The organism is Billgrantia sulfidoxydans (assembly GCF_017868775.1).
GTDB classification, from domain to species: domain Bacteria; phylum Pseudomonadota; class Gammaproteobacteria; order Pseudomonadales; family Halomonadaceae; genus Halomonas; species Halomonas sulfidoxydans.
Genome location: NZ_CP053381.1, coordinates 1,952,818 through 1,979,175, shown reverse-complemented (window position 1 = coordinate 1,979,175; position 26,358 = coordinate 1,952,818). Strand labels below are relative to the sequence as shown.

General features: G+C 67.1%; 22 protein-coding genes. 9 read left to right on the top strand and 13 right to left on the bottom strand.

From position 1 onward, the window contains the following. Window positions 1–42: 42 nt before the first annotated feature. The 3 genes from HNO51_RS09210 to HNO51_RS09200 form a co-directional block, all read right to left on the bottom strand. Window positions 43–1,503: a sodium-dependent transporter gene (locus HNO51_RS09210; protein ID WP_197450704.1), complete on the bottom strand. Its 1,461-nt coding sequence runs from the start codon at window positions 1,501–1,503 to the stop codon at window positions 43–45. A 164-nt stretch (window positions 1,504–1,667) separates the two neighbouring features. Next, window positions 1,668–2,768, bottom strand: coding sequence for a 4-hydroxyphenylpyruvate dioxygenase (gene hppD, locus HNO51_RS09205; protein WP_197450703.1), 1,101 nt, complete (start codon window positions 2,766–2,768; stop codon window positions 1,668–1,670). Window positions 2,769–3,016: 248 nt separating this feature from the next. Beyond that, window positions 3,017–3,625, bottom strand: a complete 609-nt coding sequence (locus HNO51_RS09200; RefSeq protein ID WP_209539037.1) for a LysE/ArgO family amino acid transporter — start codon at window positions 3,623–3,625, stop codon at window positions 3,017–3,019. A gap of 94 nt (window positions 3,626–3,719) precedes the next feature. On the opposite strand from HNO51_RS09200, the gene HNO51_RS09195 reads away from it, so the two are divergent. Beyond that, window positions 3,720–4,652: a LysR family transcriptional regulator ArgP gene (locus HNO51_RS09195; RefSeq protein ID WP_197450701.1), complete on the top strand. Its 933-nt coding sequence runs from the start codon at window positions 3,720–3,722 to the stop codon at window positions 4,650–4,652. 21 nt (window positions 4,653–4,673) lie between these two features. On the opposite strand, the gene HNO51_RS09190 is transcribed toward HNO51_RS09195, so the two are convergent. The 6 genes from HNO51_RS09190 to HNO51_RS09165 all read right to left on the bottom strand — a co-directional run bounded on the left by HNO51_RS09190 (window position 4,674) and on the right by HNO51_RS09165 (window position 13,685). Continuing rightward, window positions 4,674–4,979: an MTH1187 family thiamine-binding protein gene (locus HNO51_RS09190; protein WP_209539036.1), complete on the bottom strand. Its 306-nt coding sequence runs from the start codon at window positions 4,977–4,979 to the stop codon at window positions 4,674–4,676. 27 nt (window positions 4,980–5,006) lie between these two features. Then, a complete protein-coding gene (locus tag HNO51_RS09185) occupies window positions 5,007–9,917 on the bottom strand; it encodes a hypothetical protein (RefSeq protein ID WP_209539035.1) in 4,911 nt (1,636 codons plus the stop codon). Further along, a complete protein-coding gene (locus HNO51_RS09180; protein WP_197450698.1) occupies window positions 9,914–10,750 on the bottom strand; it encodes a hypothetical protein in 837 nt (278 codons plus the stop codon). The genes HNO51_RS09185 and HNO51_RS09180 overlap by 4 nt, the downstream gene beginning before the upstream one ends. Further along, window positions 10,747–12,240: a hypothetical protein gene (locus HNO51_RS09175; RefSeq protein ID WP_242597238.1), complete on the bottom strand. Its 1,494-nt coding sequence runs from the start codon at window positions 12,238–12,240 to the stop codon at window positions 10,747–10,749. The genes HNO51_RS09180 and HNO51_RS09175 overlap by 4 nt, the downstream gene beginning before the upstream one ends. Before the next feature lie 127 nt (window positions 12,241–12,367). Further along, complete coding sequence (locus tag HNO51_RS09170) at window positions 12,368–13,021, bottom strand: dienelactone hydrolase family protein (protein ID WP_209539034.1); 654 nt, start codon at window positions 13,019–13,021, stop codon at window positions 12,368–12,370. Between the two features lie 88 nt (window positions 13,022–13,109). Beyond that, window positions 13,110–13,685, bottom strand: coding sequence for an endonuclease dU (locus tag HNO51_RS09165; RefSeq protein WP_197450696.1), 576 nt, complete (start codon window positions 13,683–13,685; stop codon window positions 13,110–13,112). Between the two features lie 55 nt (window positions 13,686–13,740). Here HNO51_RS09165 and HNO51_RS09160 point away from each other — a divergent pair, with 55 nt between their 5' ends. Next, window positions 13,741–15,741, top strand: a complete 2,001-nt coding sequence (locus HNO51_RS09160) for a RecQ family ATP-dependent DNA helicase (protein WP_209539033.1) — start codon at window positions 13,741–13,743, stop codon at window positions 15,739–15,741. Here the strand turns inward: HNO51_RS09160 and HNO51_RS09155 are convergent. Then, window positions 15,714–17,276 (bottom strand): sigma-54-dependent transcriptional regulator, encoded by a 1,563-nt coding sequence (locus HNO51_RS09155; protein WP_197450694.1) that lies wholly within the window; start codon window positions 17,274–17,276, stop codon window positions 15,714–15,716. The two genes, HNO51_RS09160 and HNO51_RS09155, sit on opposite strands and share 28 nt — an antisense overlap. Window positions 17,277–17,568: 292 nt before the next feature. Here HNO51_RS09155 and phhA point away from each other — a divergent pair, with 292 nt between their 5' ends. The 3 genes from phhA (at window position 17,569) to HNO51_RS09140 (ending at window position 19,313) form a co-directional block, all read left to right on the top strand. Continuing rightward, entirely contained in the window at window positions 17,569–18,402 is an 834-nt protein-coding gene (gene phhA / locus HNO51_RS09150) for a phenylalanine 4-monooxygenase (protein ID WP_197450693.1), read from the top strand. Window positions 18,403–18,447: 45 nt separating this feature from the next. Beyond that, a complete protein-coding gene (locus tag HNO51_RS09145) occupies window positions 18,448–18,792 on the top strand; it encodes a 4a-hydroxytetrahydrobiopterin dehydratase (RefSeq protein ID WP_197450692.1) in 345 nt (114 codons plus the stop codon). 254 nt (window positions 18,793–19,046) lie between these two features. Beyond that, window positions 19,047–19,313 carry a ComEA family DNA-binding protein gene (locus HNO51_RS09140; RefSeq protein ID WP_209539032.1) on the top strand — a complete coding sequence of 89 codons (267 nt, stop codon included), beginning with the start codon at window positions 19,047–19,049 and terminating at the stop codon, window positions 19,311–19,313. Between the two features lie 92 nt (window positions 19,314–19,405). Here the strand turns inward: HNO51_RS09140 and HNO51_RS09135 are convergent, their stop codons facing one another. Beyond that, window positions 19,406–20,167, bottom strand: coding sequence for an SDR family oxidoreductase (locus HNO51_RS09135; RefSeq protein ID WP_209539031.1), 762 nt, complete (start codon window positions 20,165–20,167; stop codon window positions 19,406–19,408). A gap of 249 nt (window positions 20,168–20,416) precedes the next feature. On the opposite strand from HNO51_RS09135, the gene HNO51_RS09130 reads away from it, so the two are divergent. From HNO51_RS09130 to HNO51_RS09115, 4 genes are all read left to right on the top strand, one after another. After that, on the top strand, window positions 20,417–20,935 hold the full coding sequence (locus tag HNO51_RS09130) for an FxsA family protein (RefSeq protein WP_197450689.1): 519 nt from the start codon (window positions 20,417–20,419) through the stop codon (window positions 20,933–20,935). Between the two features lie 219 nt (window positions 20,936–21,154). Continuing rightward, a complete protein-coding gene (locus tag HNO51_RS09125; RefSeq protein WP_197450688.1) occupies window positions 21,155–21,448 on the top strand; it encodes a co-chaperone GroES in 294 nt (97 codons plus the stop codon). Window positions 21,449–21,508: 60 nt separating this feature from the next. Beyond that, the gene (gene groL / locus HNO51_RS09120) at window positions 21,509–23,152 is read left to right on the top strand and encodes a chaperonin GroEL (RefSeq protein WP_197450687.1); all 1,644 of its coding nucleotides are present in this window, start codon (window positions 21,509–21,511) and stop codon (window positions 23,150–23,152) included. Window positions 23,153–23,306: 154 nt separating this feature from the next. Further along, a complete protein-coding gene (locus tag HNO51_RS09115) occupies window positions 23,307–24,041 on the top strand; it encodes an RNA methyltransferase (RefSeq protein ID WP_197450686.1) in 735 nt (244 codons plus the stop codon). Window positions 24,042–24,261: 220 nt separating this feature from the next. On the opposite strand, the gene HNO51_RS09110 is transcribed toward HNO51_RS09115, so the two are convergent. Together HNO51_RS09110 and HNO51_RS09105 are read right to left on the bottom strand one after the other, a co-directional pair. Then, window positions 24,262–25,281, bottom strand: coding sequence for an Lnb N-terminal periplasmic domain-containing protein (locus HNO51_RS09110; protein WP_209539030.1), 1,020 nt, complete (start codon window positions 25,279–25,281; stop codon window positions 24,262–24,264). A gap of 91 nt (window positions 25,282–25,372) precedes the next feature. Continuing rightward, window positions 25,373–26,341, bottom strand: coding sequence for a branched-chain amino acid transaminase (locus HNO51_RS09105; protein ID WP_197450684.1), 969 nt, complete (start codon window positions 26,339–26,341; stop codon window positions 25,373–25,375). Between the last annotated feature and the right edge of the window lie 17 nt (window positions 26,342–26,358).

Below are 26,358 nucleotides of genomic sequence, written 5' to 3'. Positions count from 1 at the left end.
ACCGGCCCGACATTAGCGTCAAGCCCTGCCGCAGGCAAGCGTTCAGCCCGCCAGCGTGCGCCGCAGCCTCGGGCTGGCCAGTTCGCCGATCAGGGTGACCAGAATCAACACGCCGAGCAACCACGGCCAATGCAGGCCGAATTCGAGCCGTGCGATGCCCAGCGCATCGACGAAGATCACCAGGATGCCAAGCGGGCTCACGTAGCGCACCATGAACAGCCACAGCGCGTGCCAGTACGGTGCCAGCCCCAGCTCCTCGCGGAAGCTCTCGCTCTTCAGCACGAAGCCGGCCAGCAGCACCATGCCCAGCCCACCCAGCGGCATCATCCAGCGCGAGGTGAGGTAATCGAGCCAGTCGAAGAAGTGCTTGCCCGCCAGGGTCCAGTCGGCGCCCAGGTTGAACGACAGCATCGCCAGGGTGCTCACCAGCCACAGCACGATGCCCGTTCCCCACGCCGCCGTACGGCGGGTGATGCCCTTGTTGTCGACCAGCCACGAGACGGTGGCCTCGACCATGGAGATCGACGACGTCAACGCCGCCATCGACAGCATGATGAAGAACAGTACGCCGAACAGCGTGCCCAGCGGCATCGCCTGGAACGCCAGCGGCAGGCTCATGAACAACAGCCCCGGCCCACCCTCGGGGCTCATGCCGTTGGCGAAGATCACCGGGAAGATCGCCAGGCCGGCCATCAACGCCACCAGCGTATCGGCCGCCGCCACGCCGAGGGTGGTACGGGCGATGGAAGCGCCCGCCGGCAGGTAGCTGCCGTAGGTGAGAATGGCGCCGGAAGCCAGCGACAGGGTGAAGAAGGCATGGCCCAGTGCGGCCAGCATGCCCTCGCTGGAGAGGCTGCCGGTGTTGAAGGAGAACAGGAAGCGCCACGCCTCGCCGAAGCCGCCGGAGAACACGCCGTAACCGATCAGAATGAGCAGCATGATCACCATGCCCGGCATCATCCAGCTGACGCTCTTCTCGATGCCCGCCTGCACGCCCTTGCCCACGATCAGCATGGTGGCAAGCGTCACCAGGGTACTCCAGAAGCCGAGGTTGAGCGGGTTCTCGTTGTTGGCGACGAAGATCGCCACCATGTCGTCGACACCCGAGCCATTGAGGCCGCCGCTCAGCATCTTCCACAGATAGGAGAACGACCAGCCGGCTACCACCACGTAGAACGACAGGATCATGAAGCCGCATAGCATCGCCATCCAACCCAGCAGCGACCAGGCGGAGCTTCTGCCGGACTCCGTCACCACCCGACGCACCGCGTCGATGGGGCTGCCTCGGCCGCGACGGCCGAAGGCGATCTCGGTCATCATGACCGGCACGCCCACCGCCAGGATGCAGACCAGATAGACCAGCACGAAGGCGCCGCCGCCGTGCTCGCCGGTCATGTAGGGGAACTTCCAGATATTGCCCAGGCCAACGGCGGAACCCGTCGCCGCCAGCACGAAGCCCCAGCGGCTGAGCCACTGGACTCGAGGTTGTTGCTCGGTCGTCATTACGTCACCAGAGGAGTCGTTGTTATGAACTGACGCAGCAATATGCCCGGTGCAACACCGAGATTGCAACGACATTTTCTTGTACTAATTGAAGTGCTCAGGGTTTTCATCCTGAAGCGTATGAAAAAGCGGCTCCCATCCGTGCGATGGGAGCCGCCTGTCGATCAATCCGCCTTGAGCACCCCGCGACGGATCTGATCCTCCTCAATCGACTCGAACAGGGCCTTGAAGTTGCCCTCGCCGAAGCCGTCGTTGCCCTTGCGCTGGATGATCTCGAAGAAGATCGGGCCGATCACGGTCTCGGTGAAGATCTGCAGCAGCACGCCCTCATCCGGGCCGCCGTCGATCAACAGGCTCAGCTCGCGCAGGTCCTCGACGTTCTCCTCGTGGTTGGGCACACGCGAGTCGACCTTCTCGTAGTAGGTATCCGGCGTGGACAGGAACTTCACGCCATTGGCGCGCAGGCCCCGTACCGTGGCGTAGATGTCGTCGGTGGCCATGGCCAGGTGCTGGATGCCTTCGCCGTTGTACTCGCGCAGGAACTCGGCGATCTGAGAGGTATCGTCGGCCGACTCGTTGATCGGGATGTGCATCTTGCCGCACGGTGCGGTCATGGCACGTGAGTGCAGGCCGGTCTTCTTGCCCTTGATGTCGAAGTAGCGGTTCTCGCGGAAGTTGGCGATCTCGGTGTAGAAATCGGCCCACTTGTCCATCTGGCCACGGTCGACATTGTGGGTCAGGTGGTCGAGCACCTTGAGCCCCACGCTGTTGTCGTTGCGCGAACGGCCGGGAATGGCTTCGAAGTCGATGTCGTAGATGGTGCGCCCTTCGCTGTCGACCTTGTCGTCGACGAAGTAGAGCAGCGAACCGCCGATGCCGCGCACTGCGGGAATGCCCACCTCGCCGGGGCCCACCGGGTTCTCCACTGCCTCGGCACCGTGGGCCAGCGCGTACTCGAACGCCTGCTTGGCATCGGCCACCTTCCAGGCCATGGCGCAGGCGCAGGGGCCGTGCACCTTGGCGAACTCGGCGGCGTGGCTGTCCGGCTCGGCATTGAGCACGAAGTTGACGTTCTCCTGCTGGAACAGGAACACCTGCTTGGAGCGATGCTTGCGGGTTTCGGTGAAGCCCATGCGGTTGAATAGCGCGCGCAGCTCTTCGATGCCCTCCGCCGTGGGTGCGCTGTACTCGACGAACTCGAAGCCGTTGGTTCCGATGGGGTTCTCTTGGCTGATCGGAGACACGGTCTTGGCGGGTGCGTTCATGCTTACCTCCAGGGGGATTTGCCGTTGTTATTTCGTGCAGTCATGGGTGCCGAACTGGTGCCCCCAGCCTAGTGCCCACGCTTCCCCCTCGAAACGCCCCTTTACGGCCTGGAGCGTGGGCGGCGGAGCTCCGCCTCTCCCTTATCGTAAGAAAAATCTTACAGCCCTTCGAACTCCATAAGATCGGCCTGTGTTGTGGCTCAAAACCCTGACACGGCGTAAAGAATGCTTTACGACTGTCGTCTCCATTACGGCATCATGGCGCCACTGGCCAACCTCCACGCCACCCAGGCCAGAATAGCGGCAATCACCAGGTCGATGGCGCGCCACACCCGCTCGCTCTCCAGCCGCGGCGCCAGCCAGCCCGCCGCCGCCACCAGGCCGAAGAACCAGCCGAACGAGGCCATTGCCGCGCCAATGAAGAAGCCCCAGGGGCTTGGCTGTACCGCACCGATGGCGCCAAGAAGCACCACGGTTTCCAGATAGACCTGGGGATTGAACAGGGTCACGGCCAAGGTCGCGGCCAGAGCGCCGCGCCATGACGCCTGGGCGCGCTCCTCGGCCACCAGTACATTGCACGTGAATGCCCGGCGCAGCGCCAGCCACGCTTGCCAGGCGAGAAAGGCTGTGCCGGCCCAGCGCGCCACCTCCATCAGCGTCCCTTGCTCGGCGATCAGCGCGCCCAGACCCAGCACCCCCAGCCCCACTAGCAACCAGTCACACAGCGCACAGACCGCGGCCACCAGCCAGGCATGCTGACGCCGCAGCCCCTGCTGCAGCACGAAGGCGTTCTGCGCACCGATAGCGACGATCAGACCGGCGCAAACCAGCAGCCCATTGACCCAGGACAACCACATGGGAACTTCTCCTTGGCGAATCGATGCCGATAAGGCTAAGCTCGGCGCAACAATAAGAGAAATGAATTGATCGACTGGGGGATAAGCCAAGCTAATGCTCGACTACAAGCTGCTCGAAGCGCTGGTGGCGGTCACCGATCAGGGCGGCTTCGAGCGCGCCGCTCGCCACCTGGGCCTGACACAATCGGCGGTATCCCAGCGCATCAAGCTGCTCGAGGCGCGCCTGGGCCAGCCGGTGCTGGTGCGTAGCCCACGTCTTACGCCCACGCCGCTGGGGCGCAAGCTGCTCAACCACGCCCAGCAGGTGCGCCTGCTCGAGAGCGACCTGCTGGACGAGGTACCGGCACTTGGCAGCGGCGAGCAGCGCCTGCGCCTGGCGATCAACGCCGATAGCCTGGCGACGTGGTGGCCGGAGGCGATCGGGCGCTTCTGCGAACGCCACTCCGTACTGTTCGAGCTGGTGGTGGAGGATCAGGAGGTGGCGCTCAAGCGCATGCGCGACGGTGACGTGGCCGGCTGCATCTGCGATTCACCCACGCCGGTACAGGGGGCGCGCAGCCACGGACTGGGCAGCATGCGCTATCGCGCCCTGGCCAGCCCCGCCTTCATGGCGCGCTATTTCGCCGATGGCGTGACGCCGGAAGCGCTACGCCAGGCTCCGGCCATCGTCTTCGGCCCCGACGACCGGCTGCAGCATCGCTTCCTGGCCATGTACGGCGTGGAGCCCCCCTTCCCCCACCACCTGTGCCCTTCGTCGGAGGGTTTCGTCGGCCTGGCGCTGGCAGGACTCGGCTACGGCATGGTGCCGGAGCGCCAGGCCGAGCGCGAACTCAGTGAGGGGCGGCTACAGGAGATCGACCCTGGCCCGCACCTGGCCGACGGCCGCCTGGTCGACCTGTCGCCGGGCTACGTGATCGACGTGCCGCTCTACTGGCACCATTGGCGCCAGGGCGGCAAGATCCTCGACGCCCTCACTGACCACCTGTTGCGGCTGGGCGACGCCTGGCTGGCGCCGTTGCCGACTTGAGCGGATATACGAGACTCCAGCTCAGGCGTCGCGCAGCTTGTTCTCGACGCTCGACACCTTGTCGGCCATGGACTGCTCGCGGTCGGTGCGGGTGCCCAGCTTGATGGTGGTAGTGATGCGCGGTGCCCCCAGTTCGTGCACCACCTCGTGGCAACGCTTGACCACCGCCATCACCTCGTCCCACGGCCCCTCGATGTTGGTGCCGTAGGCGTGCATGTGGTGCGTAAGGCCCGAGGCCTCGATCACCCGCTGACAGGCAGCGATCTGCGGCGAGACCGACACGCCCACCCCCAGCGGGATGACGCAGAGATCGATGATGACGTGCATGGCTCCTCCTCTCCGTTGAGTGCTAGCTCAGGTTGGCTCCGGCTCGCTGACGTGAATACCGAACAGGCTGGCCTCGCCGGCGCTGCGGCCCAGCGATTCCGGCGCGGCGATGCGGCCGTCGCGCACCATGACATGGCCGCCCTGCCCCTGAGCGCCGCCGATCACGCTGCCCACCAGGTAGGTGGGGAAGATGTCGGGGTCGTTCTCGTAGTTGGGGTTGTGGATCAGGCCGATCATCTGGAAGCGCCCGCGGGTGTTGCGCAGCGACTCCAGCGAATCCTGGATCAGGCGGCGGTGCGAGAGCTTGGAGAACAGGCCGTCGAGCAGGATCACGCTTTCGCGGCTGGTACGCGCGCGGCGGCGGTGATGCCCCGGCAGTTCGCGCAGCTCGCGCTCGATGGCGAATTCCGATAGCTTGACCAGCCACATCAGCGACACCGCCTCGCGCTGCCCCTCCGACATCTCCTCGTTGAGCGAGAACAGCCGGCCATGGGGGCGGATGGCGTCGTGCTTGAGGCGGATCGCCACGTCGTGGAACAGCCCGCGGTAGATGCGCCGGCGGATCTGGCGCAGCAGGTCGTCGTCGCGACGGCGCGCCTCGCCGTCGACCATGCCGCCGTCGCGCTCGGCGCGACGGCGCATGGCCGCCTGGTGCTCGTCGATGTCGGCCAGCAGCGTACTGATCAGGTCGCGCAGCTGGTCGGGGCCGATCAGCGAGGCCTTGACCTCGAAGAAGGCGCCGCCCTCGCCGCTGCTCTTGGCCACGCGCTTGAGGATGTCGAGGTTGCCGGCGGCATCCGAGATGATCGAGCTGAGGCGCTCCACCAGGGTGCCTTCGATCTGCTCGCGAGAGGCGTGCAGCCGCTCGACCCGTATCTTGTGGTCGTCGAGTTGGCCGGCAAGCTGGTCGTGCAGGCGCGAGAGGTCGTCCAGCGCCTCGGCGCTGGCATGCGTCAGCCCGGCCAGGCGGGCACGCTCGGTGTCGCTGAACATGCGGCTGTGGGCCGCTTCGGCCAGGGCCTCGGCCAGCTTGCGCTCGCCGCCGTCGACCTGGCGCGCCTGGCGCTCGCGGTTGCGCGCCTGCTCGCCCAGGTTGAGTTCGCCCAGGGCATCGACCAGGGTCTGCTGACAGGCTTCCAGCGCTTCGATGTCGAACTCGCCCTGCCCCTCGCTTGCGGCCATGTCGTGCCAGGCCTCGAGCGCGGCGTTGCGCGCCGCATGCTCGTCCGCCTCCCCGGGCCAGCGGCTGGCCTCGGCGAGATCGACCAGCGCCGCCAGGCGCCGCGGCCAGCCCTCGGGCAGGTCGCGCAGTACCCGCAGCCACTCCACCGCCAGTTGATCGATGCAGGCCAGCGCCCGGCGCTGCTCGGCCAGGCGTGCCTCCAGGGCGTCGCGCTCCTCTCCCCGCGCCTTGCGCGTCTCGCGCAGATCACCCAGCTCGCGCCGCACCCGGGCGATCTCGCGCTCGAGCTTCTGGCTGCCGCCGGCGGCGTCGCGCACCTCCAGGTAGGCGCGAATGCGGGTGAAGTCGAAGTCGGCGCGGCGGGTCGCCCGGGCCTGCGCGGCCTCCAGCTCCTCCTGCACCTCGGCGGCAGTGGTCATGAAGTCGACGCCACCCTCCGCTTCGAAGCGCGCCAGGGCACGCAGCCGGTCGCGCTCACCGTCGCTGAAGATGCCGCGCAGCTGGGCTTCGGTCTCTTCCACCTGGCGCTTGAGCGTCTCGCGCTGCTCCTCGGCGGCTTCCAGCCGAACGCTCGCCTCGCTCAGGTGGCGTTCGAGTTCGGCGAGGCGCGCCTCCAGCGCCTGCAGCCGCTCGACGCCGCCGGCATCGCTGAACTGCTCGGCAGCGAGCCAGGTCTGGCCATGGGCCTCCAGCTCGCGGGCCGCCGCTTCACGCCGCGGTGCGAGTTCGGCCAGCGCCGTCTCGGCTTCGAGCCGCGCCTCGGCAGCCTCCTGCTGGGCGAACTCGCCGCCCTCCTGCAGGTAGCGCTGGTAGTCGTCGATACAGGCAAGCGCGACGTCGGTCAGCCGCGGCGCCAGCGCCGCCTCGCGCTCGGCCAGCGCCGCCTGCCGCTCGTCCAGGGCCTCCAGGGCCACCTCGACCTGGGCCTCGTCGGCCTCGCGGGCGCGCAGCGCCAGGGCGAAGGTGTCGCCGTGGGGGTCGAGCCGCTCGCATTCCACGGCCAGCGCCTTCTGCCGCTCACGGTCGGCGGCCAGCCGCTTCTCGGTGGCCTCGCGCAGCGCTTCCAGGTAGCTCGGGTCCAGTGCGGCCTTGACCGCCAGGGTCTCGACGCCGGCCACCGCACCCAGGGGCGGCTCGCCCCGGGCCAGCAGGCCGGCCAGCGTCTCGGCCTCGAACACCGGCAGCGCCAGGCCCGCCTCGATCAGCGTGGCGACGGCGGACTCGGCCGCCTCGCGCCCGGCCACCACCGGGGCGAACAGCACCCCGGCGGCCTGCACCAGCCACTCGCGGCGCTGCTCGGGGGTATGGGTCTCGACGTTGAGCACCGCATGCAGCGGCTGCCAGGCGATGCCGGCGTCGTCCAGCTGACGGTGGGCCTCGGCCTCCACCACGCGCCGCTCCAGCGGATCGCCGGAGAGGCTCTCCAGGTAGCGCTCGCGGGCGGCGATGTCGGCTTCCAGCGTCTCCGCTTCGCGCAGCAGCCGCGGGTAGCGACGTCGGGCGTCGGCCAGCCACTTCTCCGGGCTCAGCTCGCTGCGCGCGGCGAAGTCGAGCCGCGCCCGGTGCAGCGTGCGCAGGTGGTTCTCTTCATCGAGCAGCCGCTTGCGCTCGTCCCCCAGCTCGCGCTCCGTCTCGCGCAGTCGTGCTCGCAGGTGCACCGGCTCGTCATCGCCGTGCAGCTCAGCGTAACGACGGGCGCCCTCGGCCAGCGGTGCCAGCCGGGCCAGGGTGCGCTCGGCCTCCTGGCGGCGCTGCTCGGCCTCGCGACAGTTCGACTCCAGCTCGGCCAGCGCCGTCTTGCGTCGCGTCCAGAAGCCGCTCACCTCTTCGCCCGGCCAGCCCTCGACGAAGGCGCGCCAGGGCGCCTGGCCGCGGACCAGCAGGCCCTGCTCGCCGCTCAGGCGCTCCCGCTCGCCGTTGAGCCGCTCACGCTCGCCGCGGGCGGTCTCGAAGGTGCCGAGCGCCTCGTCGCGGCGCCGGGTCAGCTCGTCGAGGGACTCGGCCAGCTCGGCCTCGCGTTCCAGCTTCTCCTCGAGCCGCTCGGCCGGTGCGATGCCCGGGCACTCGCGGCGGTAGGCGTCGTGCCAGGCGGCGACCTGCTTGAGCTCGCCGACGCGGCCCAGGTGCGCGTTGAGGGCGCGGCGAGCGTCGCCAGCCTCGGCCTTGGCCGCCTCGGCGCTGGGTTCGGGGGTTTCCAGCTCGGCCTCGCTGAACAGCCCCTCGGCCAGCGCCTGGGTGTAGAAACTCTGGTTGTCGACGAAGTCGCGCTGCTGGGACTCCAGCCGCTCGCGCTCGTGCTCCAGATCGTCGCGGCGCTCGTCCAGCTCGGCGAGTTCGCGGGTCAGCTCCTCAAGATAGACCCCGTCGCCGATCACCTCCTCGCGGAAGCGGTTGCCGTCGGCGGCCTCGAAAGCGTCGGCGCCTTCGTCCAGCGCGCTCAGGGCGCGGTCGCGGGCCGTATCGTCGGCCAGGGCGTGGCTTTCGGCCAGCCACTCGCGGGCGGCCTTGAAGCTGACGTGGCCGACGTCGCGGTTGAGCGGCCACTCGGCCTGGGGCAGGTGGATCAGCCGGCGGTGCACGTCGACCCGGGCGCCACGCTCGGAGAGCGCCTGGCGCACGGCCCGCTCGGAAAGCCCCGAAAGCGTCGCCAGCAGCGAGGTGGAGACCCTCGGCCGCGAGGTATCGCCGGCGATCCAGGCGAAGCCATCCAGCGGAGCGGCGCCGCGCGCTTCGGCGTCATCCTCGGCGTCATTCTCGGCAGCGGCGCGGGGCAGCCCGGGCAGGCCCAGCAGCGTCTGGCCGCCCAGCAAGGCTTCGCTGGCCGCCAGGCCCTGGTCGAGCTCCATCAGGCGTGCACGGGCGTCGCGCAGCGACTCGCCCTGTTCGCGCAGCTCGGCCAGGCGTATCACCTTGTCGCTGGCGCGGCGCTGGTCGCTCTCGGCCTCCTCCAGGCGATGACGCAGCTCGGTGATGTTGGTGCCGGAGTTGAGGATCACCTCCTCGATCAACTCCTCGCTCTCGTCGGTCTCGCCGCGGGTGGCGCCGGAGAGGATCTCGGGGGCCAGCACCTCGAAGAAGAACGCCTGGTCGGCCTTCTCGCCGGCGCGGGGCTTGATGGCGTTGAAGATCTGGCTCTTGTCGGCGCCGCCCTCCTTCTGGAAGGCGGCGAGCTGGGACAGCTCGCGACGGGAGACGTGAGCCCCCACCGCCTCCAGCCACTCCTCGCGGTTGTGAGTCAGGCGCACGCCGCGCTCGGCCATGGCCGCCTTGACGTCGCGGTTGGCGTAGAGCGCCAGCTTGCCGTCGAGGGTCAGGTGATGCACCGGCACGTCTTCGAGGCGCCCGGCATAGTGGTAGAACGAGAGCCCGCTGCCGTCGCTGTAGCCGTAGAAGCCGAACACGAAGGTCTCGCCGGCCACCTCCTCACCCGCCGCAGCGAGCATGTCGTCCTGGCGCTCGAGCCCGCTGCGCGAACGGAACTCCACCCGCAGGTGGCTCCAGCTACGCGCGCTGCCGCCCACCGCCGAGGGCGAGCATTTGCGCCGGGTGCGCGAGAGCAACGTGCGGTCCCGCGACAGCAGGCCGATCAGCGCCTCGGAGAGCGTGGTCTTGCCGAAACCGTTCTCCATGCTGATGGCGCTCGACTGGCCGCGCAGGTCGAGCAGCAGGTGACGCATCTTGGCGTCCCAGGGCGAGGCCACGTCGCCGTGCTTGTTGAGCAGGTTGGCGACCTCGATGCGGTTGATCACGCTCATGCCTGGGTCTCCTCGTGCTCGTCGATGGCGGCTTCGTACGCTTCGTCCCGATAGCGCCCCTGGGCGCGGCCCTGGGCCAGCGCCTGCAGATGGCCGAGCTGATGGATGCCGATCTGCTCGCTCTCCAGCGCGCCGAGCAGGGTCTGCTGCCACACCTCGCCGACGCTCTCCTCAGTGCCGGCACTCGCTTCGGCGTCGCGCAGGCCTTCGAGCAGCCCGGCGCGCACCTGCAGGTCGATGAAGGCGCGCACCCGGCGGCTGATGTCCTCGCCGCGCTCCTCCAGCAGCACGCGGCTGCTCTCCGGCGCCTCCTCGCCCAGGCTGCGCAGCGTCTCCAGCTGGTCGCGCATCAGCTCGACCAGCTCGGCCCCGGCGAAGGTGGCCTCCTGGTAGCGGCTGACGTCGGAGAGCGCGCGGTTGTAGCGGGTGTAGAGCAGCGTGTGCATCAGCAGCCACAGCTGCAGGTACCACTGGGCCAGCTCGGCGCGGCTCTCCTGGCGCAGCTTGAGCGCCTCGAACACCGGCTCGCGGGTGTAGAGCGGCGGCTGCTCCAGCTCCGGGTCGGGCAGCAGCGCGTAGTAGCGCGAGCCGGGCGCGATGCCGGGATAGTCGCCGGATTCGAAGGCCTTGAGCCGCAGGCCCTGGCCGGCCAGGAAATCCCGCAGCGCCTCGCGCTCGGCCTCGCTGGCGTCGTCGATCAGCGCGCAGACGTCGCGCTCGGAGAGCTGCCCCTCGCGGGCGGCGCGGCGCTTGCGCCCGCCGCCCGGGGTGCGTTCGGCGCTGCGGTAGCGCAGCAGGTAGGCGACCACTTCGCCCATCTCGGTCATGTTCATACTGGCTCGTCCTGATCGATGCGCGATATGGCGTCAGGCGCGGCAGCGGGCGCCTGCAAGGAATGCGGCGCAGCTTCGGGCGCCTGTAAGGAATGCGGCGCGGCGGCGGGCGCCTGAAAAAAGCCGAGAGAGGGCGTCACGGCCCCCTCGATGCGGCGACCGTCGTCGAGTTCGAGCTCGAACGGCGTCGCGTCGATCCCCACCGTCAGCCCCGGGGCCAGCAGTTCGGTATCGACGAAGGTGTTGAGCAGTTGGGCCAGGCAATCGCCCTCCTCGAAGCGGTGCCAGCCCTCGGACAGCGCCTCGGGCAGCGACAGCGGCGCCCGCTGGATGCGCTGGCGCAACGCCGGGCCCCGCGCCTCGAGGAAACGCGCCAGCAGCGGGTCCTCGGGGGCGGCGTCGCGCGCCTCGTCGAACACCAGCGCCACCGGGCTGACGTCGGCGCGACGGCTCTCCAGCAGCGGCACCAGCGGCGCCAGACGCGGGAAGGTGGCCTGCACGTGCAGCGGCATCATGCGCGCCACCACGGCGTCGCGCAGCGCGCCTGCGGGCGGCGCCTCGAGCAGCTGGCGCGCCATGTCCTGGAAGTCGATCACGCCCATGGCCTGGATGCGTCCCTCGGCGATATCGGCCAAGAGCTCGGAGAGCCGCCGCGAGAGGTTCTCGATGGCGGTGAGCACGCGGCCGATGGCGCTTGCGAGCACGCGCAGGTCCCAGTCGTCGGACTGCGCCTCACGCCAGCCCTCGAAACGCTCCATCAGGCGCGGCGTGGCGAGCTGGGCGCGGGCGTCGAGCAGCGTCTGCTGAATGTTGGTCAGGGCGTTGTGGTAGTGGCGCTCGTTGTCGAGCAGTGCGGAGAGCTTGCCCTCGCGAGTGGGATTCTCGCGCACCCGCCGCAGCTCCTGGGTCAGCGCGCGGATCGCCAGCAGAATCTGGTTGGTGATGTCGGGAATGCGGGCGAAATCGCCCCGCGCCAGCGCCGCCAGCACCTTGGCGGCGTCGTATTCCGAATAGAGCAGATCCTCCACCTGACTGGCCAGGGTCACCGCCTGGCGGCCGCTCGGGGTGAGGCGCACCTGGCCGGTCTGGCCCTGCTTCTCGATCAGCGCGGTGCGCTTGGTGCTGCGCCGGCTGCGCTCCTCTGCCGTCGCGTCGTCGACCGTCGTCGGCGATGGCTGCCGAAAGTGGATCTCGCTGGGGGTGGAGAGCAGGTTGATGACGAAGCTCAGGTCGTCATGGGGCAGCCCCGGGTAGCTCTCACGCAGGTGATTGAGGCAGCGGCTCTGCGAGACGAAGGCACTGTTGGTAGCGAAGTCCTCGTCGAGCAGGTAGTCGAGCAACAGGCAGCCAAGGTCGAGCCAGTAGCCGTCGCGCAGGCCGCGACGTTGCTCCTGGCTCACCTGCACGAAGGGCGAGCCGGGCTCGTGGGCGCTGTCGTGCAGGTCGATCAGCCGCGTCGTGGCGATCAGCAGCTTGCTCCAGGCGGTCATGGGGTCTTCCCTGCGGGCGAAGAAAAAGGGGCATTATGCCAAGCCCGGCACCTCGGGTCATGACGTGGTTGTCCCCAGCTCTCCACGCTTGCCGTGAGAGGCACGGGAAGCGCCCGGAAGAACAAGGCTATAGATGGTCCAGGAAAAAGCGAGTAGCGTGGCGCTCGACCTCCTCGAGCTTGCCGGGCTCCTCGAACAGATGCGTGGCACCGGGCACGACGACCAGTTCACATTCGCTCGCGGCGGTCATTCGCTCCCTGGCCTGCTGGTTAAGGTCGATCACCGGTTCGTCCCAGCCTCCCACCAGCAACAGCGTAGGTGCCTTCACCTGCGCCAGGTGCTCACCGGCCAGATCGGGGCGCCCGCCGCGGGAAACCACTGCACGCACCTGCTCCGGACGTTCGGCGGCGGCGATCAGTGCAGCCGCCGCCCCGGTGCTGGCACCGAACAGGCCGATCGAGAGATGCCGCGTCAGGTCGTCTGTCGCCACCCAACCTACCGCTGAGGTCATGCGCGTGCCGATCAAGGGAATGTCGAAGCGTAGCTGCCGGGTGCGCTCGTCGATCACGTTCTCTTCCGACGTCAGCAGATCGAAGAGCAGCGTCGCCAGCCCGTTCTCGGCGAGATGCCGCGCCACCTGGCGATTGCGGCTGCTGAAACGGCTGCTGCCGCTGCCATGGGCAAACACCACGATGCCGGTCGCGCCATCGGGCAGGATCAGATCGCCTTCCAGCGCGACGCCGTCGGCATCGATCACGACACTCCTGGGTGTGGTCGTCATACGGCTACCTCCACTTGCTGATCTTGTCGCATTGGCTCCGGGACTGCCCGACCTCCCCCAAGTGTAGGCGCCCTGGAGCGCGCGCCCACTACACGCGCCCGCGGCTCTCCCCCATGGCCACCCCGCCGGCAATCAGGTGCGCCACGCGCAGCGGCTCGGGCACGCTGCCATGGGGCGTGGTGGCTCGTATCGCCGCGGCCGCCTCCTCCCTGCTCAGCCCCACGCGCTGGACGTAGATGCCCGCCAGCGGCTCCATCTCTCCCAGACGCTCGACCAGTGCCCACTTGCGCGCACCACCGGGAATGCGTTCGAGCAGGGCCCGGCGCATGGCCCCCTGGCGCGGCGCCCGGCGCGCCACCACCAGCACCGGCAGCCCCAGCTCGGCGTGCAGGCGCGGCACGTCGATCACGTTGAAACCGGCCAGGGCAACCCCCTGCAGCATGACCAGCTGCAGATGCGCGGCAAAGCGCGAGCTGCCGGCCAGGCGAATGAGCTCCCGTGTACTGTTGACGCCATCCCGGCGCACCTTGCCGGAAAGTACCCCTTCCAGGCGCAGCCCCGAGAACACCGTACCGACGATGGGCACATCGCCACGATGGCCGCGCGGGAACGGACAATCGTCGAAGCCGACGATATGCGAGAATGTGCGTCCGGTGGTCGCCATGGCCTCCGCCTTTCGAAAAAACGGTACGTAAAACAACTGCGCAGGGAGTGCCCACGTGATCGATCAAACGTTACAGCAGGTCTTCGGCTATGACGACTTCCGTCCCGGGCAGCGCCCGGTCATCGAAGCAATCACCGCCGGCCGTTCGGCGGCGGCGATCTTTCCCACCGGCTCGGGCAAGTCGCTTTGCTATCAGCTGCCGGCCCTGCACCTGCCCCACCTGACCCTGGTCATCTCGCCGCTGCTGGCGCTGATGCAGGATCAGTTGGCGTTTCTCGCGCGCCATGGCATCGCCGCCGCCAGCATCGACTCGGGCCAGAGCCGCGAGGAAACGGCGGCGGTGATGGAAGGCGTCAAGCGCGGCGAGATCCGTATCCTCATGGTCTCGGTGGAGCGGCTCAAGAACGAGCGCTTCCGTGCCTTCATCCGCCGCGTGCCGATCTCGCTGCTGGTCGTGGACGAGGCCCACTGCATCTCGGAGTGGGGTCACAACTTTCGCCCGGACTATCTCAAGCTGCCCCACTACCGGCATGAGTTCGGCATCCCTCAGGTCCTGCTGCTGACCGCCACGGCCGCGCCGCGGGTGATCGCCGACATGCGCGAGCGCTTCGACATTGCCGAGGGCGACGTGACCGCCACCGGCTTCTATCGTCCCAACCTCAACCTGGAAGTGGCACCGGTGCCGGCCGAAACCCGGGCGCGGCGACTGGTCGAGTGGCTCCGTCCCAGGCTCGGCGGCGAACCGCCCCAGCCCACCATCGTCTACGTCACCCTGCAGCAGACCGCCGAACGCCTGGCCGCCTACCTGAGCAAGGCCGGTTTCGTTGCCACCGCCTACCACGCCGGGCTCGACGCCGAGACCCGCGAGCGCCTCCAGCGCGACTTCATGGCCGGCAATACGCCCTGCATCGTCGCTACCATCGCCTTCGGCATGGGCATCGACAAGGCCGACATTCGCAACGTGGTGCACTTCGACCTGCCCAAGTCGGTCGAGAACTACAGCCAGGAGATCGGCCGCGCCGGCCGCGACGGCCAGCCCTCCGACTGCCTGATGCTGGCCGGGCGCGATCACGTCAACGTGCTGGAGAACTTCGTCTACGGCGACACCCCTGAGCTTCACGGCATCCGCAAGGTGATCGACGAGCTGATCGAGGCCCCCGGGGCCGCACGCCAGTGGGAGCTGGTGCTCAACTCGCTCTCCCAGCACAGCAACATCCGCCCGCTGCCGCTCAAGACGCTGCTGGTCCAGCTCGAACTGCGCGGCATCATCGCACCACGCTACAGCTACTTCGCCGAGTACCGCTTCCGCCTGCACGACGAGCCCGAGGCGCTGGTGTCGCGCTTCGAGGGCGAACGCAGCGCCTTCGTGCAGGCGATTCTCGACGCCTCCCAGCGTGCCCGCACCTGGTTCAGCCTCGACTTCACGGCCCTCGAGCGGCTGGGCGAGGAGCGCGGCCTCAACGTCGAGCGCGCCCGCGTGCTCACCGCGCTGGACTACTTCGTCGCCCAGGGCTGGATGGTGCTCGAGAGCAAGCAGATGACCGAGGTCTATGAGGTGCTGCGCGACGACATCGACCCGGCGGCCCTGACCGAGGAGCTGCACGCCTATTTCCATGACAAGGAGCGGGCCGAGGTCGACCGCCTGCACGCCATGCTGGCGCTGTTCGAGAGCGAGGCGTGCCTGAGTCGCCGGCTAGCCGAATGGTTCGGCGATACCCGAGCACCCGAGTGCTGCGGCCACTGCTCGGCCTGCCGCGGCGTCGTCGCCCAGTTGCCCTCCCCCGAGCCGCTCGAGCCGCTTCAGGGCGAAACCATCGAGCGGCTCACGGGTGAACTGGTGCAGCAACTGTCCGTCAGCGACGAACCCCATCCTGCCAGCCCCGACCTGCTGGCGCGCTTCCTGTGTGGCCTGACCAGCCCTCTGCTCACCCGGCTCAAGGCGCGACGCCTGGCGGGCTTCGGCGCGCTGGAAGCCTACCGCTACGCGGAGATCAGGGAACTGGCCGCTCGCTCGTCATGGGTGGACGGTCAGGCGTCGGCGGCACCGATGCCGTAGCTGCGCAGCTTGTTGGCAATGGTGGTGTGCGACACCCCGAGGCGCTTGGCCAGCTGTCGGCTGGAAGGGTATTGCGGATAGAGCGCCGCCAGCACGCGGCGCTCCACGTCACTCATGATGTCGGCCAGGCTGCCGTCCATATCGATGCCCGACAGTCCCGGCGCCTCGCCCACGTCCGGCAGGCGCAGGTGCGAAGGCTCGATGGCATCGCCCTCGCACAGCGATACCGCCTGGAACAGCACGTTCTCCAGCTGGCGCACGTTGCCCGGCCAGTGGTAGGTGGAGAGTCGCGCCAGCGCCGCCGGCGACAGCCCGGGCATGCGACAGCCGATCTGGCGGGCGGCACGATCGATGAAGTGCATTGCCATGGCCTCGATACCGTCGAGACAATCGCGCAGCGGTGGCACCGTCAGCGACAGCACGTTGAGCCGGTGGTAGAGATCGTGACGGAAGAGGCCTTCGGCACAAAGCTTGGGCAGATCCTGCTGGGTGGCACAGATCACCCGCACGTCGAGGTAGGTCTCCTCGTCGCTGCCCACCCGGCGAAAACCGCCGTCCTGCAGGAAGCGCAGCAGCTTGACCTGCAGCCGCGGGCTCATCTCGCCCACCTCGTCGAGAAAGATGGTGCCGCCCGTGGTCATCTCCAGCAGCCCGAGCTTGCCCTCGGGGCGAGCCCCTTCGAAGGCACCCGGCGCGTAGCCGAACAGCTCCGTCTCGGCCATCGACTCCGGCAGGCCGGCGCAGTTGAGCGCCATGAACGGCGCCTGCCCGCGGGCGCTGGCCAAGTGGCAGGCCCGGGCCAGCAGCTCCTTGCCGGTGCCGGTCTCGCCGTGGATCAGCAGCGGCGCATCCAGCGGCGCCATGCGCCGCGCCTCGCGAATCAGCGCGGCCAGCCTGGGGCTCGCTTGGAACAGCGCATCGAAGCCACGCAGCTCCTGGCGCTGCACCTGATAGATGCGCTCGCCGATCCGGTCGGCGCTGTGCAGGGTCACCACGGCGCCGGCCAGGGAGGCCACGTCGTCGTGATGCTCGCGGTGCAGCGGCGCGATGTCGGCGAGGAAGGTCGCGTCGCGCAATTTGATGCGCAGGCCGTTGACCCGCGCATTGTTGCGCCGGATCAGCGCCGGCAGATCCACGTCGGGCAGGTAACGGTTGAGCGACAGCCCCGGCACCTCGTCGATACGCACCCCGAGCAGCTGCCCGGCGGCGCGGTTGGCGGCGACGATATGCCCTTCCATGTCGATCGACATCACCGGGTCGGAGAGCGACGACAGCAGCGCATCGAGTTCCAGGTGACGCCGTTCGCTCGGCATCAGGCTGACCCGGCGCACGCCGAATACACCAGGGACCGCTTCCAGCTCCGGCTTCAGCGTGGCCAGCTGCGCATTGAGCAGATTGGGGATGTGCAGATAGATGGCATTGCCGTGCTCACCGCCCACTTCGCCACGTGCCACGTTGAGGCCGTAGTCGACGAAATGCGAAACGATGTCGCGCAGAATGCCGATACGGTTCTGGCAGTGAAATCTCAATCTCATGACGGGCCTCCGGAGGGGGAATCGGCAGGCCGGGCAAGCCGAAAATGACGTCAAGGCGACGTGACTCGGCTGTAAAGATAACGTGACACCTCGCTCGACTCAAACTCGCGCGGGCCTCGGTTCGACAGGAACAGGCAAGGACGCACGAGAAGTCGTCAGGTTTTCTTTACGCCTACCGCATCGCCCGCTGCCTGATACACGTCTCGGGACGCATCAACCTGGGCATCAAGGCACATAGACTCGGGTCAAAGGTTCGCAGGACAAACACAAGATTCGCCGACCGGAGACAGCCATGACGTCATCCCATCCGACCCTCAGCGACGTGGCCAGCAAGACTGGCTATCGTGCGCGACTGCCCGACGACAACGGCTTCATCGACTGGCCCGACCAGGACAACGCCACCTGGCAGACCCTGATGCAGCGCCAGCTCGGCATGCTGGAGGGACGCGTCTGCCAGGAGTACCTCGACGGCCTGGAGCGCCTCGCCCTGCCCGTGGACCGCATTCCCCAGCTCGCCGATATTGACCGCGTGCTGCATGCCGCCACCGGCTGGCAGACCGCCCAGGTCCCGGCGCTGATACCGTTCGACACCTTCTTCGAACTGCTGGCCAACCGGCGCTTCCCGGTGGCCACCTTCATCCGCACCCCGGAGGAGCTCGACTACCTCAAGGAGCCGGACATCTTCCACGAGATCTTCGGCCACTGCCCGATGCTCACCAACCCGGCCTTCGCCGAATTCACCGCCACCTACGGTCGCCTCGGCCTGGCCGCCGAGCCCAAGGAGCGGGTCTACCTGGCGCGGCTCTACTGGATGACCGTGGAGTTCGGCCTGGTGGACACCCCGGCCGGACGGCGCATCTATGGCGGCGGCATCATCTCCTCGCCCAAGGAGACCCTGCATGCGCTGTCGGACGTGCCCGAGCATTTCCCGTTCGACCCCATCGAGGCGCTGCGCACACCCTATCGCATCGACATCCTGCAGCCGCTCTACTACGTACTTGACGATCTCTCGAGGCTGCACGAGCTTTCCCAGCAGGACATCATGGGCATGGTGCACCGAGCCATGGAACTGGGCCTGCACGAACCCCGCTTCGAGCCGGCCCCGAAGAAGGCCGCCAAGGCGTAAACGCTACTGCGACATTCCCCAACAACACCCCGACGAGGAAGAAGCATGACCGAACTCTCCGAACAGCAGTGCGAAGCGTGCAGCTGGGACGCCCCCCACGTCAGCGATGACGAGATCGAAACGCTCAAGCGGGACATTCCCGAGTGGAGCCTGGTCGAGCGCGACGGCATCAAGCAGCTCGAACGCGTGTACAAGTTCCGCAACTTCAAGCAGGCGCTGGCCTTCACCAACCGCGTCGGTGAGATCGCCGAGGAAGCCGGGCACCACCCCGCCCTGCTGACCGAATGGGGCAAGGTCACCGTGACCTGGTGGTCGCACGAGATGAAGGGCCTGCACAAGAATGACTTCATCCTCGCCGCGCGTACCGACAAGGCGGCCGCGAGCGAGTGACGCGAACGGCTTCGCCCGATGCCCTGGCGTTGGCATTGGGCGAAGCCGTTTCCAGCACCGCTACTACGGCCTTCGGTCGGATGTCTCACAAGATCGATGGCCAATGTCGCCCAGCTTCTATCGTCTTTGTCTTACATAGCAAAGGGCGATATGCCTCTCTTTTTCCCCGCCTGCCTCGTTTAGCGTGGAGCACGAGACCCGTTGGCGTCTCAAACCCAACATGAAGACAACTTCACGAAGCGAGGAAAATAACGATGAAGGGAGTCGTACAGGCAGCCCTGCTGGCGCTGACACTGAGCTTCGGCTCACTGGCCATGGCCCAGGACGTGGCACCGATCAACGTCAACACCGCCGATGCGGAACTGCTCGCCGAGCTGCCGGGCATCGGCCCGAGCCGCGCCCAGGCGATCATCGAGGATCGCGAGGCCAACGGCAATTTCGAAAGCGCCGATGACCTGACCCGGGTGAGCGGCATCGGATCGGCCACCGTGGATGGCTTCCGCGATCAGATCGCTTTCTGAGGCACGCCCGGGAAACCACGCAACGAGGCCGGCATTTCGCCGGCCTCGCTGGCATTAAGCATGGCGGTGGTTTCTCTGTCGCTGAAACCCGTCTAGAGGCGCAGGCCGCCGTCGCACTCGATCACACGGCCGGTAAAGTAGTCATTCTCGATAATGAAGGCCACGCTCTGGGCAATGTGGTCCGGATCACCCAGGCGCTTGAGCGGCACGCCCGCCGTCAGTTTTTCGAGCATGTCGTCACGCATCGAGGCGGTCATGTCGGTCTCGATGAAGCCCGGCGCCACCGCCCCTACACGAATCCCGTAGCGTGCCAGCTCCTTGGCCCAGGTAGTGGTCAACGCGACCACGGCGGCCTTGGCGGCTGCGTAGTTGCTCTGCCCCATGTTACCGGCGCGTGAGATGCTCGAAATATTGACGATCACACCGCCCTGGTCGGCCTCGACCATCTGGCTGGCCGCCTCACGGCCGCAGAGGAAGACGCCGGTAAGGTTGACGTCGATGACAGACTGCCACTGCTCGAGCGACATGGTCTTCTCGACCTTGCCGTCCCTGGCCTTGACCAGCAGCGCATCGCGCAGGATGCCGGCATTGTTGACCAGGCCGCTCACCGGCCCGAGCGATGCGGCCACATCGCCGAAGGCCCGCTTCACCGAGGCCTCGTCCGCCACGTTCACTCTGAAGGCACCGGCCTCGATGCCCTCCGCGTGCAGAGCGGAGACGGCCTTGTCCAGGGCCTCCGCGTCCATATCCATGAGTGCCAGCGTGGCGCCCTGGCGGCCCAGGCGACGGGCCATGGCGAAGCCAAGGCCCCTGGCGCCGCCGGTAATGGCTATTACGCTATTGTCCAGTTTCATTCACTGTCCCCACTAATGTGTCAATCGGAAGGTTCGGGCCCGGCGACGCCCCGTATCTTTTCCACTGGCCTCTTTTCCACTGGCCTCGTCCCCCTTACATTCGGCACAAACCTCAATCGACTTTAGGTCCAGGGCGATTTTTTGTGCGGCGCAATACAAGCGTATCACGAACCTCTACTCGAATAGGATGCCGCTTGAATTTCCCCTCCCTGCCCCCATGTTCAGCACAACGCCACCCTCGGAGACGTCATGCCGTTACTGATTCTCTTCACGCTTTTCACCCTGCTCGACTTCATCGTGCTGTTCTCCGTAGGCAGCCAGATCGGCCTTCTGCCTACCCTGGCCCTGGTGCTGGCCACCGGTTTCATCGGGCTCCATCTGATTCGTCGGCAGGGTATCGCCACGCTCGCCCGTGCACGCCAGCGCCTGGCGCAGGGCGAACTCCCTTCCGGCGAGCTGTTCACCGGCGCAGCGTTGATCTTTGGCGGCGCCCTGATGCTCGCCCCCGGCTTCCTGTCCGATGCGCTCGGCCTGCTCTGTGTCTTGCCCGGCGCACGCCGTCTGTTGGCCCGCCTGCTGGCGCTGATCAACCTTCGCCTGCTTGCAGGGGTCCATCGCCATTCGCCAGGCGGCACGGGACACGGCGGCGAATGGCACCGGCCCGAGCATGGCCCCAACGCGCGCAGTGACGACGAAACGCGGCAGAGCGCCGGCCAGGGGCAGCCACTGGAGGGCGACTTCATCAGTCGCAACGAGCCACGCCGCTAGTCTCGTCAGCGCGTTGGCCCGAGACGAAAAATTTTTACCGCAGGGGCTTGAAAGGTATTCACCCGGCCCCATTTCACGGTCAGCACCAGGCTACGGTGTCGAGTGGAACTCGGCATCTTTGACAAGGAAGGCGTCCTCGCCTCCACCTTCCAGTCAGGAAGGCAGTGATGAACCGCCATGCTGCGCATGGCACAACTGACCATCAGGAGAACGTGAGCAATGAACATCCGTCCCTTGCACGATCGCGTCGTCGTCCGTCGCGTTGAAGAAGAGCAAAAGACCGCTGGCGGCATCGTGCTTCCGGGCAACGCCCAGGAAAAGCCGACTCGTGGCGAAGTGCTCGCCGTCGGTAACGGCCGGATTCTCGACAACGGTGACGTTCGTCCGCTGGACGTCAAGGTCGGCGACACCGTGATTTTCAAGGAAGGCTTCGGCGTCGAGAAGCAGAAGATCGATGGCGAGGAAGTCCTGATCATGAGCGAGACCGACATTCTCGCCGTGGTCGAAGGCTGAGCCGTCACGCCCTACTCCGTTCCCATAAGACGTTCACGAACTCACAGGAAGTAACGAAAAATGGCAGCGAAACAAGTCAAATTCTCCGATGACGCCCGCAAGCGCATGGCCCGTGGCGTTGACGTTCTGGCCAATGCCGTCAAGGCCACCCTGGGTCCGAAGGGCCGCAACGTGGTTCTGGAGAAGTCCTTCGGCGCACCGACCGTGACCAAGGATGGCGTCTCCGTGGCCAAGGAAATCGAACTGAAAGACAAGTTCGAGAACATGGGCGCACAGATGGTCAAGGAAGTCGCCTCCAAGACTTCCGACGTCGCCGGTGACGGTACCACCACTGCCACCGTGCTGGCCCAGTCCATCGTGACCGAGGGCATGAAGGGCGTGACCGCCGGTATGAACCCGATGGACCTGAAGCGCGGTATCGACCAGGCCGTCATCGCCGCCGTCAAGGAAATCGAAGCGCTGGCCGTGCCCTGCACCGATTCCAAGGCCATTGCCCAGGTCGGCACCATCTCCGCCAACGGCGACAAGCGCATCGGTGAGATCATCGCCGAAGCGATGGAGAAGGTCGGCAAGGAAGGCGTCATCACCGTCGATGAAGGCCGTGGCTTCGAAGACGAGCTGGAAGTCGTCGAGGGCATGCAGTTCGACCGCGGCTACCTGTCGCCCTACTTCGTGACCAACCAGGACACCATGGCGGTCGAGCTCGAAGACCCCTACCTGCTGCTGGTCGACAAGAAGATCTCCAACATCCGCGAACTGCTGCCGGTGCTGGAAGCCGTCGCCAAGTCCGGCAAGCCGCTGGCGATCATCGCCGAGGACATCGAGGGCGAGGCCCTGGCCACCCTGGTGGTCAACAACATGCGCGGCATCGTCAAGGTCGCGGCCGCCAAGGCGCCCGGCTTCGGCGACCGTCGCAAGGCCATGCTGCAGGATATCGCCATCCTGACCAACGGCACCGTGATCTCCGAGGAAGTGGGTCTGACCCTGGAGCAGGCCAACCTGGATCACCTGGGCAGCGCCAAGCGCATCACCATGTCCAAGGAGAACACCACCATCATCGACGGCGCCGGTAACGAGGGCGACATCGAGGCCCGCGTCAACCAGATCCGCGCGCAGATCGAAGAGACCTCTTCCGACTACGACCGCGAGAAGCTGCAGGAGCGCGTCGCCAAGCTGGCTGGCGGTGTTGCCGTCATCCGCGTCGGTGCCGCCACCGAAGTCGAGATGAAGGAGAAGAAGGCTCGCGTCGAGGACGCCCTGCACTCCACTCGCGCCGCGGTCGAGGAAGGCGTGGTGCCTGGCGGCGGTACCGCCCTGGTGCGCGTACTGACCAAGATCAAGGACCTCAAGGGCGAGAACGAGGACCAGACCCACGGTATCGCCATCGCGCTGCGCGCCATGGAGTCTCCGCTGCGTCAGATCGTGACCAACGCCGGTCAGGAAGCCTCCGTGATCCTCAACGAGGTGAAGGCTGGCCAGGGCAACTTCGGCTACAACGCCCAGACTGGCGAGTTCGGCGACCTGTTCGAGATGGGGGTGCTGGACCCCGCCAAGGTGACCCGCACCGCGCTGCAGTCCGCCGGTTCCGTGGCTGGCCTCATGATCACCACCGAGTGCATGATCGCCGACGATCCGGAAGAGAAGGAAGGCGGCCCGGACATGGGCGGCATGGGTGGAATGGGTGGCATGGGCGGCATGATGTAAGCCGGCCCTGACCCAAGCCCTACAAAAGCCCCGCCTCGTGCGGGGCTTTTGTTTGCGCGTAAAGTAGGAGCAAGAATTCAAGGCCAGGTAGAATATGTTCCTCATGGGGGCGCTACGCGCCTGTCTGCTTTCTTCACTCTTCCGTCTTGCCTACATGCTCGCCAATATCCGTATCGTCCTCGTCCAGACCTATCACCCCGGCAACATCGGCGCCTCGGCGCGGGCCATGAAGACCATGGGCCTGACCGACCTGGTGCTGGTCAATCCGCGCTGCTTTCCCGACAGCGAGGCCTCGCGCCTCGCCGCCGGCGCCGAGGACGTGGTCGACAACGCTCGCGTGGTCGGCTCTCTTCAGGAAGCCATCGCCGACTGCGTGCAGGTGGTGGGGGCCAGTGCCCGGCTGCGCAGCCTGCCGCTGCCCCACTTCGATGAACCCGAGGCAATGGCCCGTGAGCTCGTCGCCCATGCGGAGGACGATCCGGTGGCGCTGGTGTTCGGTCGCGAGCGCTTCGGGCTGACCAACGACGAGATTCGCTGTTGCAGCCATCAGGTCAGCATCCCGGCCAATCCCGATTACGGCATCCTCAATCTCTCCCAGGCGGTTCAGGTGCTCGCCTATGAGACGTTCAAGGCCTGGCGCCGGCGACCCGAGAGCGACCACTGCCAACCGCGCCCCGCCGAGGAGCGCCGGCCGACCCGCGAGCAGCTCGACCACTTCCACGCCCATCTGAGCCGGGTGATGCAGGCCAGCGGTTTCCTGACCCAGCCCCATGCCCGCACCGAAGCCCAGCTGCAGGCGCTGTTCGCTCGGGCTCAGCCCACCCGCAAGGAGCTCTCGCTGCTGCGCGGCCTGCTCCGCTCACTGGAAGAATCGGCCCAGGACGACTAGGCTTCGATATGCCTTTGTCCGACCGTTTTCACCGCGCCGTCATGGCCATGTCATCAGTTGATGGGATAAAGGTACATGCCCCCGCCAGGGGGAGGAAGACAAGGGACACTGTCGAGCTGCGACACGGATGCGTGCAAGGAAGCTTTACCGAAGCGGCATTGCACATGCCCAGGGAGACATGCGCCACGAGGCTCCGCGCCCGTGGCGCTCTTTGTTGCGCCTACGGATCCTGCGCCAGAGACGCTCGATCCAGCGACTCCCAGCCCGGAACCCCCTGACGAATGCGCTGGGAGAAATCGGTCGCGCGATGCACTCGGCGCGCCTGGTCATCGATGCGCCCTTTCATCTCCAGCTCGGAAAGCGTGAAGCCGGGCCACAGCCCGCCGACCTTGAAGGCGTAGCCCGGTAGCCGGTCGGTCACCAGCAGACGGTAGTCGAGGGGCAGGCGGGCCCCGATGCCGCGCGCCATGGCGAAGATCAGCGTGGTGCAGTTGGCGGTGATGGTGTTGTAGAAGCGCGGCGCCTTGGCCAGCGCATTGGCCTCCTCGACGTAGGCGAGCAGCAGCGAACGCATGGCAGCCTGCGGCATGCGCAGCCGGAACAGCGACACCCGCTCGCCGCGTACCTTGCTGCGCAGGCCCACCGCGTCGCGCTCGTCGGCCGCCACGATGGCGAGCTCATACTGGCGAAAGAAGCCGCCGATTTCGGAGAAGCGTTCGCCCTTCAGGCGTCTTACCTCCACCGAGAAGACCACGAACTGCTGCCCTTCGAAGCCGAACGAGACCATCACGTGGGCGACGCCCGGTCGCCCCCAGCTGGAGACGATCATGTCGACCGAATCGAGGCGGTCCAGGTCGTAGCGGCGCGCCTCCCAGTGCACCTCGGCCTCGTCGCGGGTTCGCCAGTCGAAATCGCGCACGTGATGCAGCATCAAGTGGCTGCCCTGCAGCTCGCCGGTGGCCAGATAGGCCACGTCATCGGACCAGGGCCGATCGTGAGTCGGCCGCAGCCGGAACCACCAGATCAGCAGCAGCAACAGCAACAGCACCTGGATCCCGTTCGCCCACCATTGCCCCTGTCCTCCCAGCAGCAACAGGGCCAGGGCCGCCGCGCCCCAGCAGGCCACGGCCAGCCGTCGTCGGCTTCGCGATCCGGGCAGGCGAAACCACAGCGCGGCGGCTCCCCACGCCATGCCCATCGCCATTAGCAGCGTTACCAGTAAGCCGATTGCCTGAGTCATGGCACCCCACTGTCGTCGAAGTGCGGCCATATTAGCAGTCTATATATGGCGATGCGCGTCTCGAAGCGGAGGGCACCCTCGGACGAATGGCTCAGGCGGGGGTCAACCAGGCACGAAAGGCAGTCAGATCGCCAGCCAGTTCCGCTCGCGTGACTCGACGATAGAGCTGCTGAAGCTTCGCCGTCACGGAATCCTCGGCGATCGGCTGCCCCGGGAGGGGCGCGCCGGCGCGTGCACCGACATGGCGCCCGTCGAGCTCCCGCAGCGGCAGGATCTCGGCGGCGGTGCCGGTGACGAAGGCTTCGTCGGCGATGTAGAGCTCGTCGCGGGTGATACGCCGCTCCCTCACCTCGATGCCCAGCACGTCGCGCGCCAACTGAATCACGCAGTCGCGGGTGATGCCCTGCAGGCAGGAAGTCACCTCCGGCGTGTGCAGCACGCCGTCGCGCAGCAGGAAGACGTTGGCCGCGGAGGCCTCGGCCACGTAGCCCTCGGGGTCGAGCATGATGGTCTCGTCGAAGCCCGCCTTGACGGCGGTATTGAGCGCCAGCATCGAGTTGACGTAGTGGCCGTTGGTCTTTGCCCGGCACAGGCTGATGTTGACGTGGTGCCGCGCCCAGGAGGAGGTCAGTGCCCGCAGGCCGAGCGAAGCCGCCTCCGCCGAGATGTAGTCGCCCAGGTCCCAGGCGGCGATCATCACGTGCACCGAGAGCCCCTTGGCACGCAACCCCAGACCTTCCGCGCCGAAGAACACGGTGGGCTTGAGGTAGGCATTGCGCAGCTCGTTGCGCACCAGGCACTGGCGCTGGGCCTCGATCAGCGTCGCCTCGTCGAAGGCCACCGGCATGTCCAGCGCGTGGGCGCTGTCGAGCAGGCGCCGGGTATGCTCGGCAACGCGGAACAGGTGGGTTCCCTGCGCCCCGGCATAGGCGCGCACGCCCTCGAAGCAGCCCATGCCGTAATGCAGGGTGTGTGTCAGCAGGTGGCTCTGCGCCTCTCGCCATGGCAACCACTCGCCGTCCCGCCATATCCACCCATCTCGATCATAGAGCGGCGTCATATCGTCCTCGTCGGTTC

Coding starts and splice junctions, on each gene's coding strand:
- HNO51_RS09165 (WP_197450696.1), bottom strand. CDS start 13,685: ATGGCGACCACCGGACGCACATTCTCGCATATCGTCGGCTTCGACGAT.
- HNO51_RS09175 (WP_242597238.1), bottom strand. CDS start 12,240: ATGACCGCCTGGAGCAAGCTGCTGATCGCCACGACGCGGCTGATCGAC.
- HNO51_RS09170 (WP_209539034.1), bottom strand. CDS start 13,021: ATGACGACCACACCCAGGAGTGTCGTGATCGATGCCGACGGCGTCGCG.
- groL (WP_197450687.1), top strand. CDS start 21,509: ATGGCAGCGAAACAAGTCAAATTCTCCGATGACGCCCGCAAGCGCATG.
- HNO51_RS09180 (WP_197450698.1), bottom strand. CDS start 10,750: ATGAACATGACCGAGATGGGCGAAGTGGTCGCCTACCTGCTGCGCTAC.
- HNO51_RS09155 (WP_197450694.1), bottom strand. CDS start 17,276: ATGAGATTGAGATTTCACTGCCAGAACCGTATCGGCATTCTGCGCGAC.
- HNO51_RS09130 (WP_197450689.1), top strand. CDS start 20,417: ATGCCGTTACTGATTCTCTTCACGCTTTTCACCCTGCTCGACTTCATC.
- hppD (WP_197450703.1), bottom strand. CDS start 2,768: ATGAACGCACCCGCCAAGACCGTGTCTCCGATCAGCCAAGAGAACCCC.
- HNO51_RS09145 (WP_197450692.1), top strand. CDS start 18,448: ATGACCGAACTCTCCGAACAGCAGTGCGAAGCGTGCAGCTGGGACGCC.
- HNO51_RS09125 (WP_197450688.1), top strand. CDS start 21,155: ATGAACATCCGTCCCTTGCACGATCGCGTCGTCGTCCGTCGCGTTGAA.
- HNO51_RS09190 (WP_209539036.1), bottom strand. CDS start 4,979: ATGCACGTCATCATCGATCTCTGCGTCATCCCGCTGGGGGTGGGCGTG.
- HNO51_RS09140 (WP_209539032.1), top strand. CDS start 19,047: ATGAAGGGAGTCGTACAGGCAGCCCTGCTGGCGCTGACACTGAGCTTC.
- HNO51_RS09185 (WP_209539035.1), bottom strand. CDS start 9,917: ATGAGCGTGATCAACCGCATCGAGGTCGCCAACCTGCTCAACAAGCAC.
- HNO51_RS09115 (WP_197450686.1), top strand. CDS start 23,307: ATGCTCGCCAATATCCGTATCGTCCTCGTCCAGACCTATCACCCCGGC.
- HNO51_RS09110 (WP_209539030.1), bottom strand. CDS start 25,281: ATGACTCAGGCAATCGGCTTACTGGTAACGCTGCTAATGGCGATGGGC.
- HNO51_RS09195 (WP_197450701.1), top strand. CDS start 3,720: ATGCTCGACTACAAGCTGCTCGAAGCGCTGGTGGCGGTCACCGATCAG.
- HNO51_RS09200 (WP_209539037.1), bottom strand. CDS start 3,625: ATGTGGTTGTCCTGGGTCAATGGGCTGCTGGTTTGCGCCGGTCTGATC.
- phhA (WP_197450693.1), top strand. CDS start 17,569: ATGACGTCATCCCATCCGACCCTCAGCGACGTGGCCAGCAAGACTGGC.
- HNO51_RS09210 (WP_197450704.1), bottom strand. CDS start 1,503: ATGACGACCGAGCAACAACCTCGAGTCCAGTGGCTCAGCCGCTGGGGC.
- HNO51_RS09135 (WP_209539031.1), bottom strand. CDS start 20,167: ATGAAACTGGACAATAGCGTAATAGCCATTACCGGCGGCGCCAGGGGC.
- HNO51_RS09105 (WP_197450684.1), bottom strand. CDS start 26,341: ATGACGCCGCTCTATGATCGAGATGGGTGGATATGGCGGGACGGCGAG.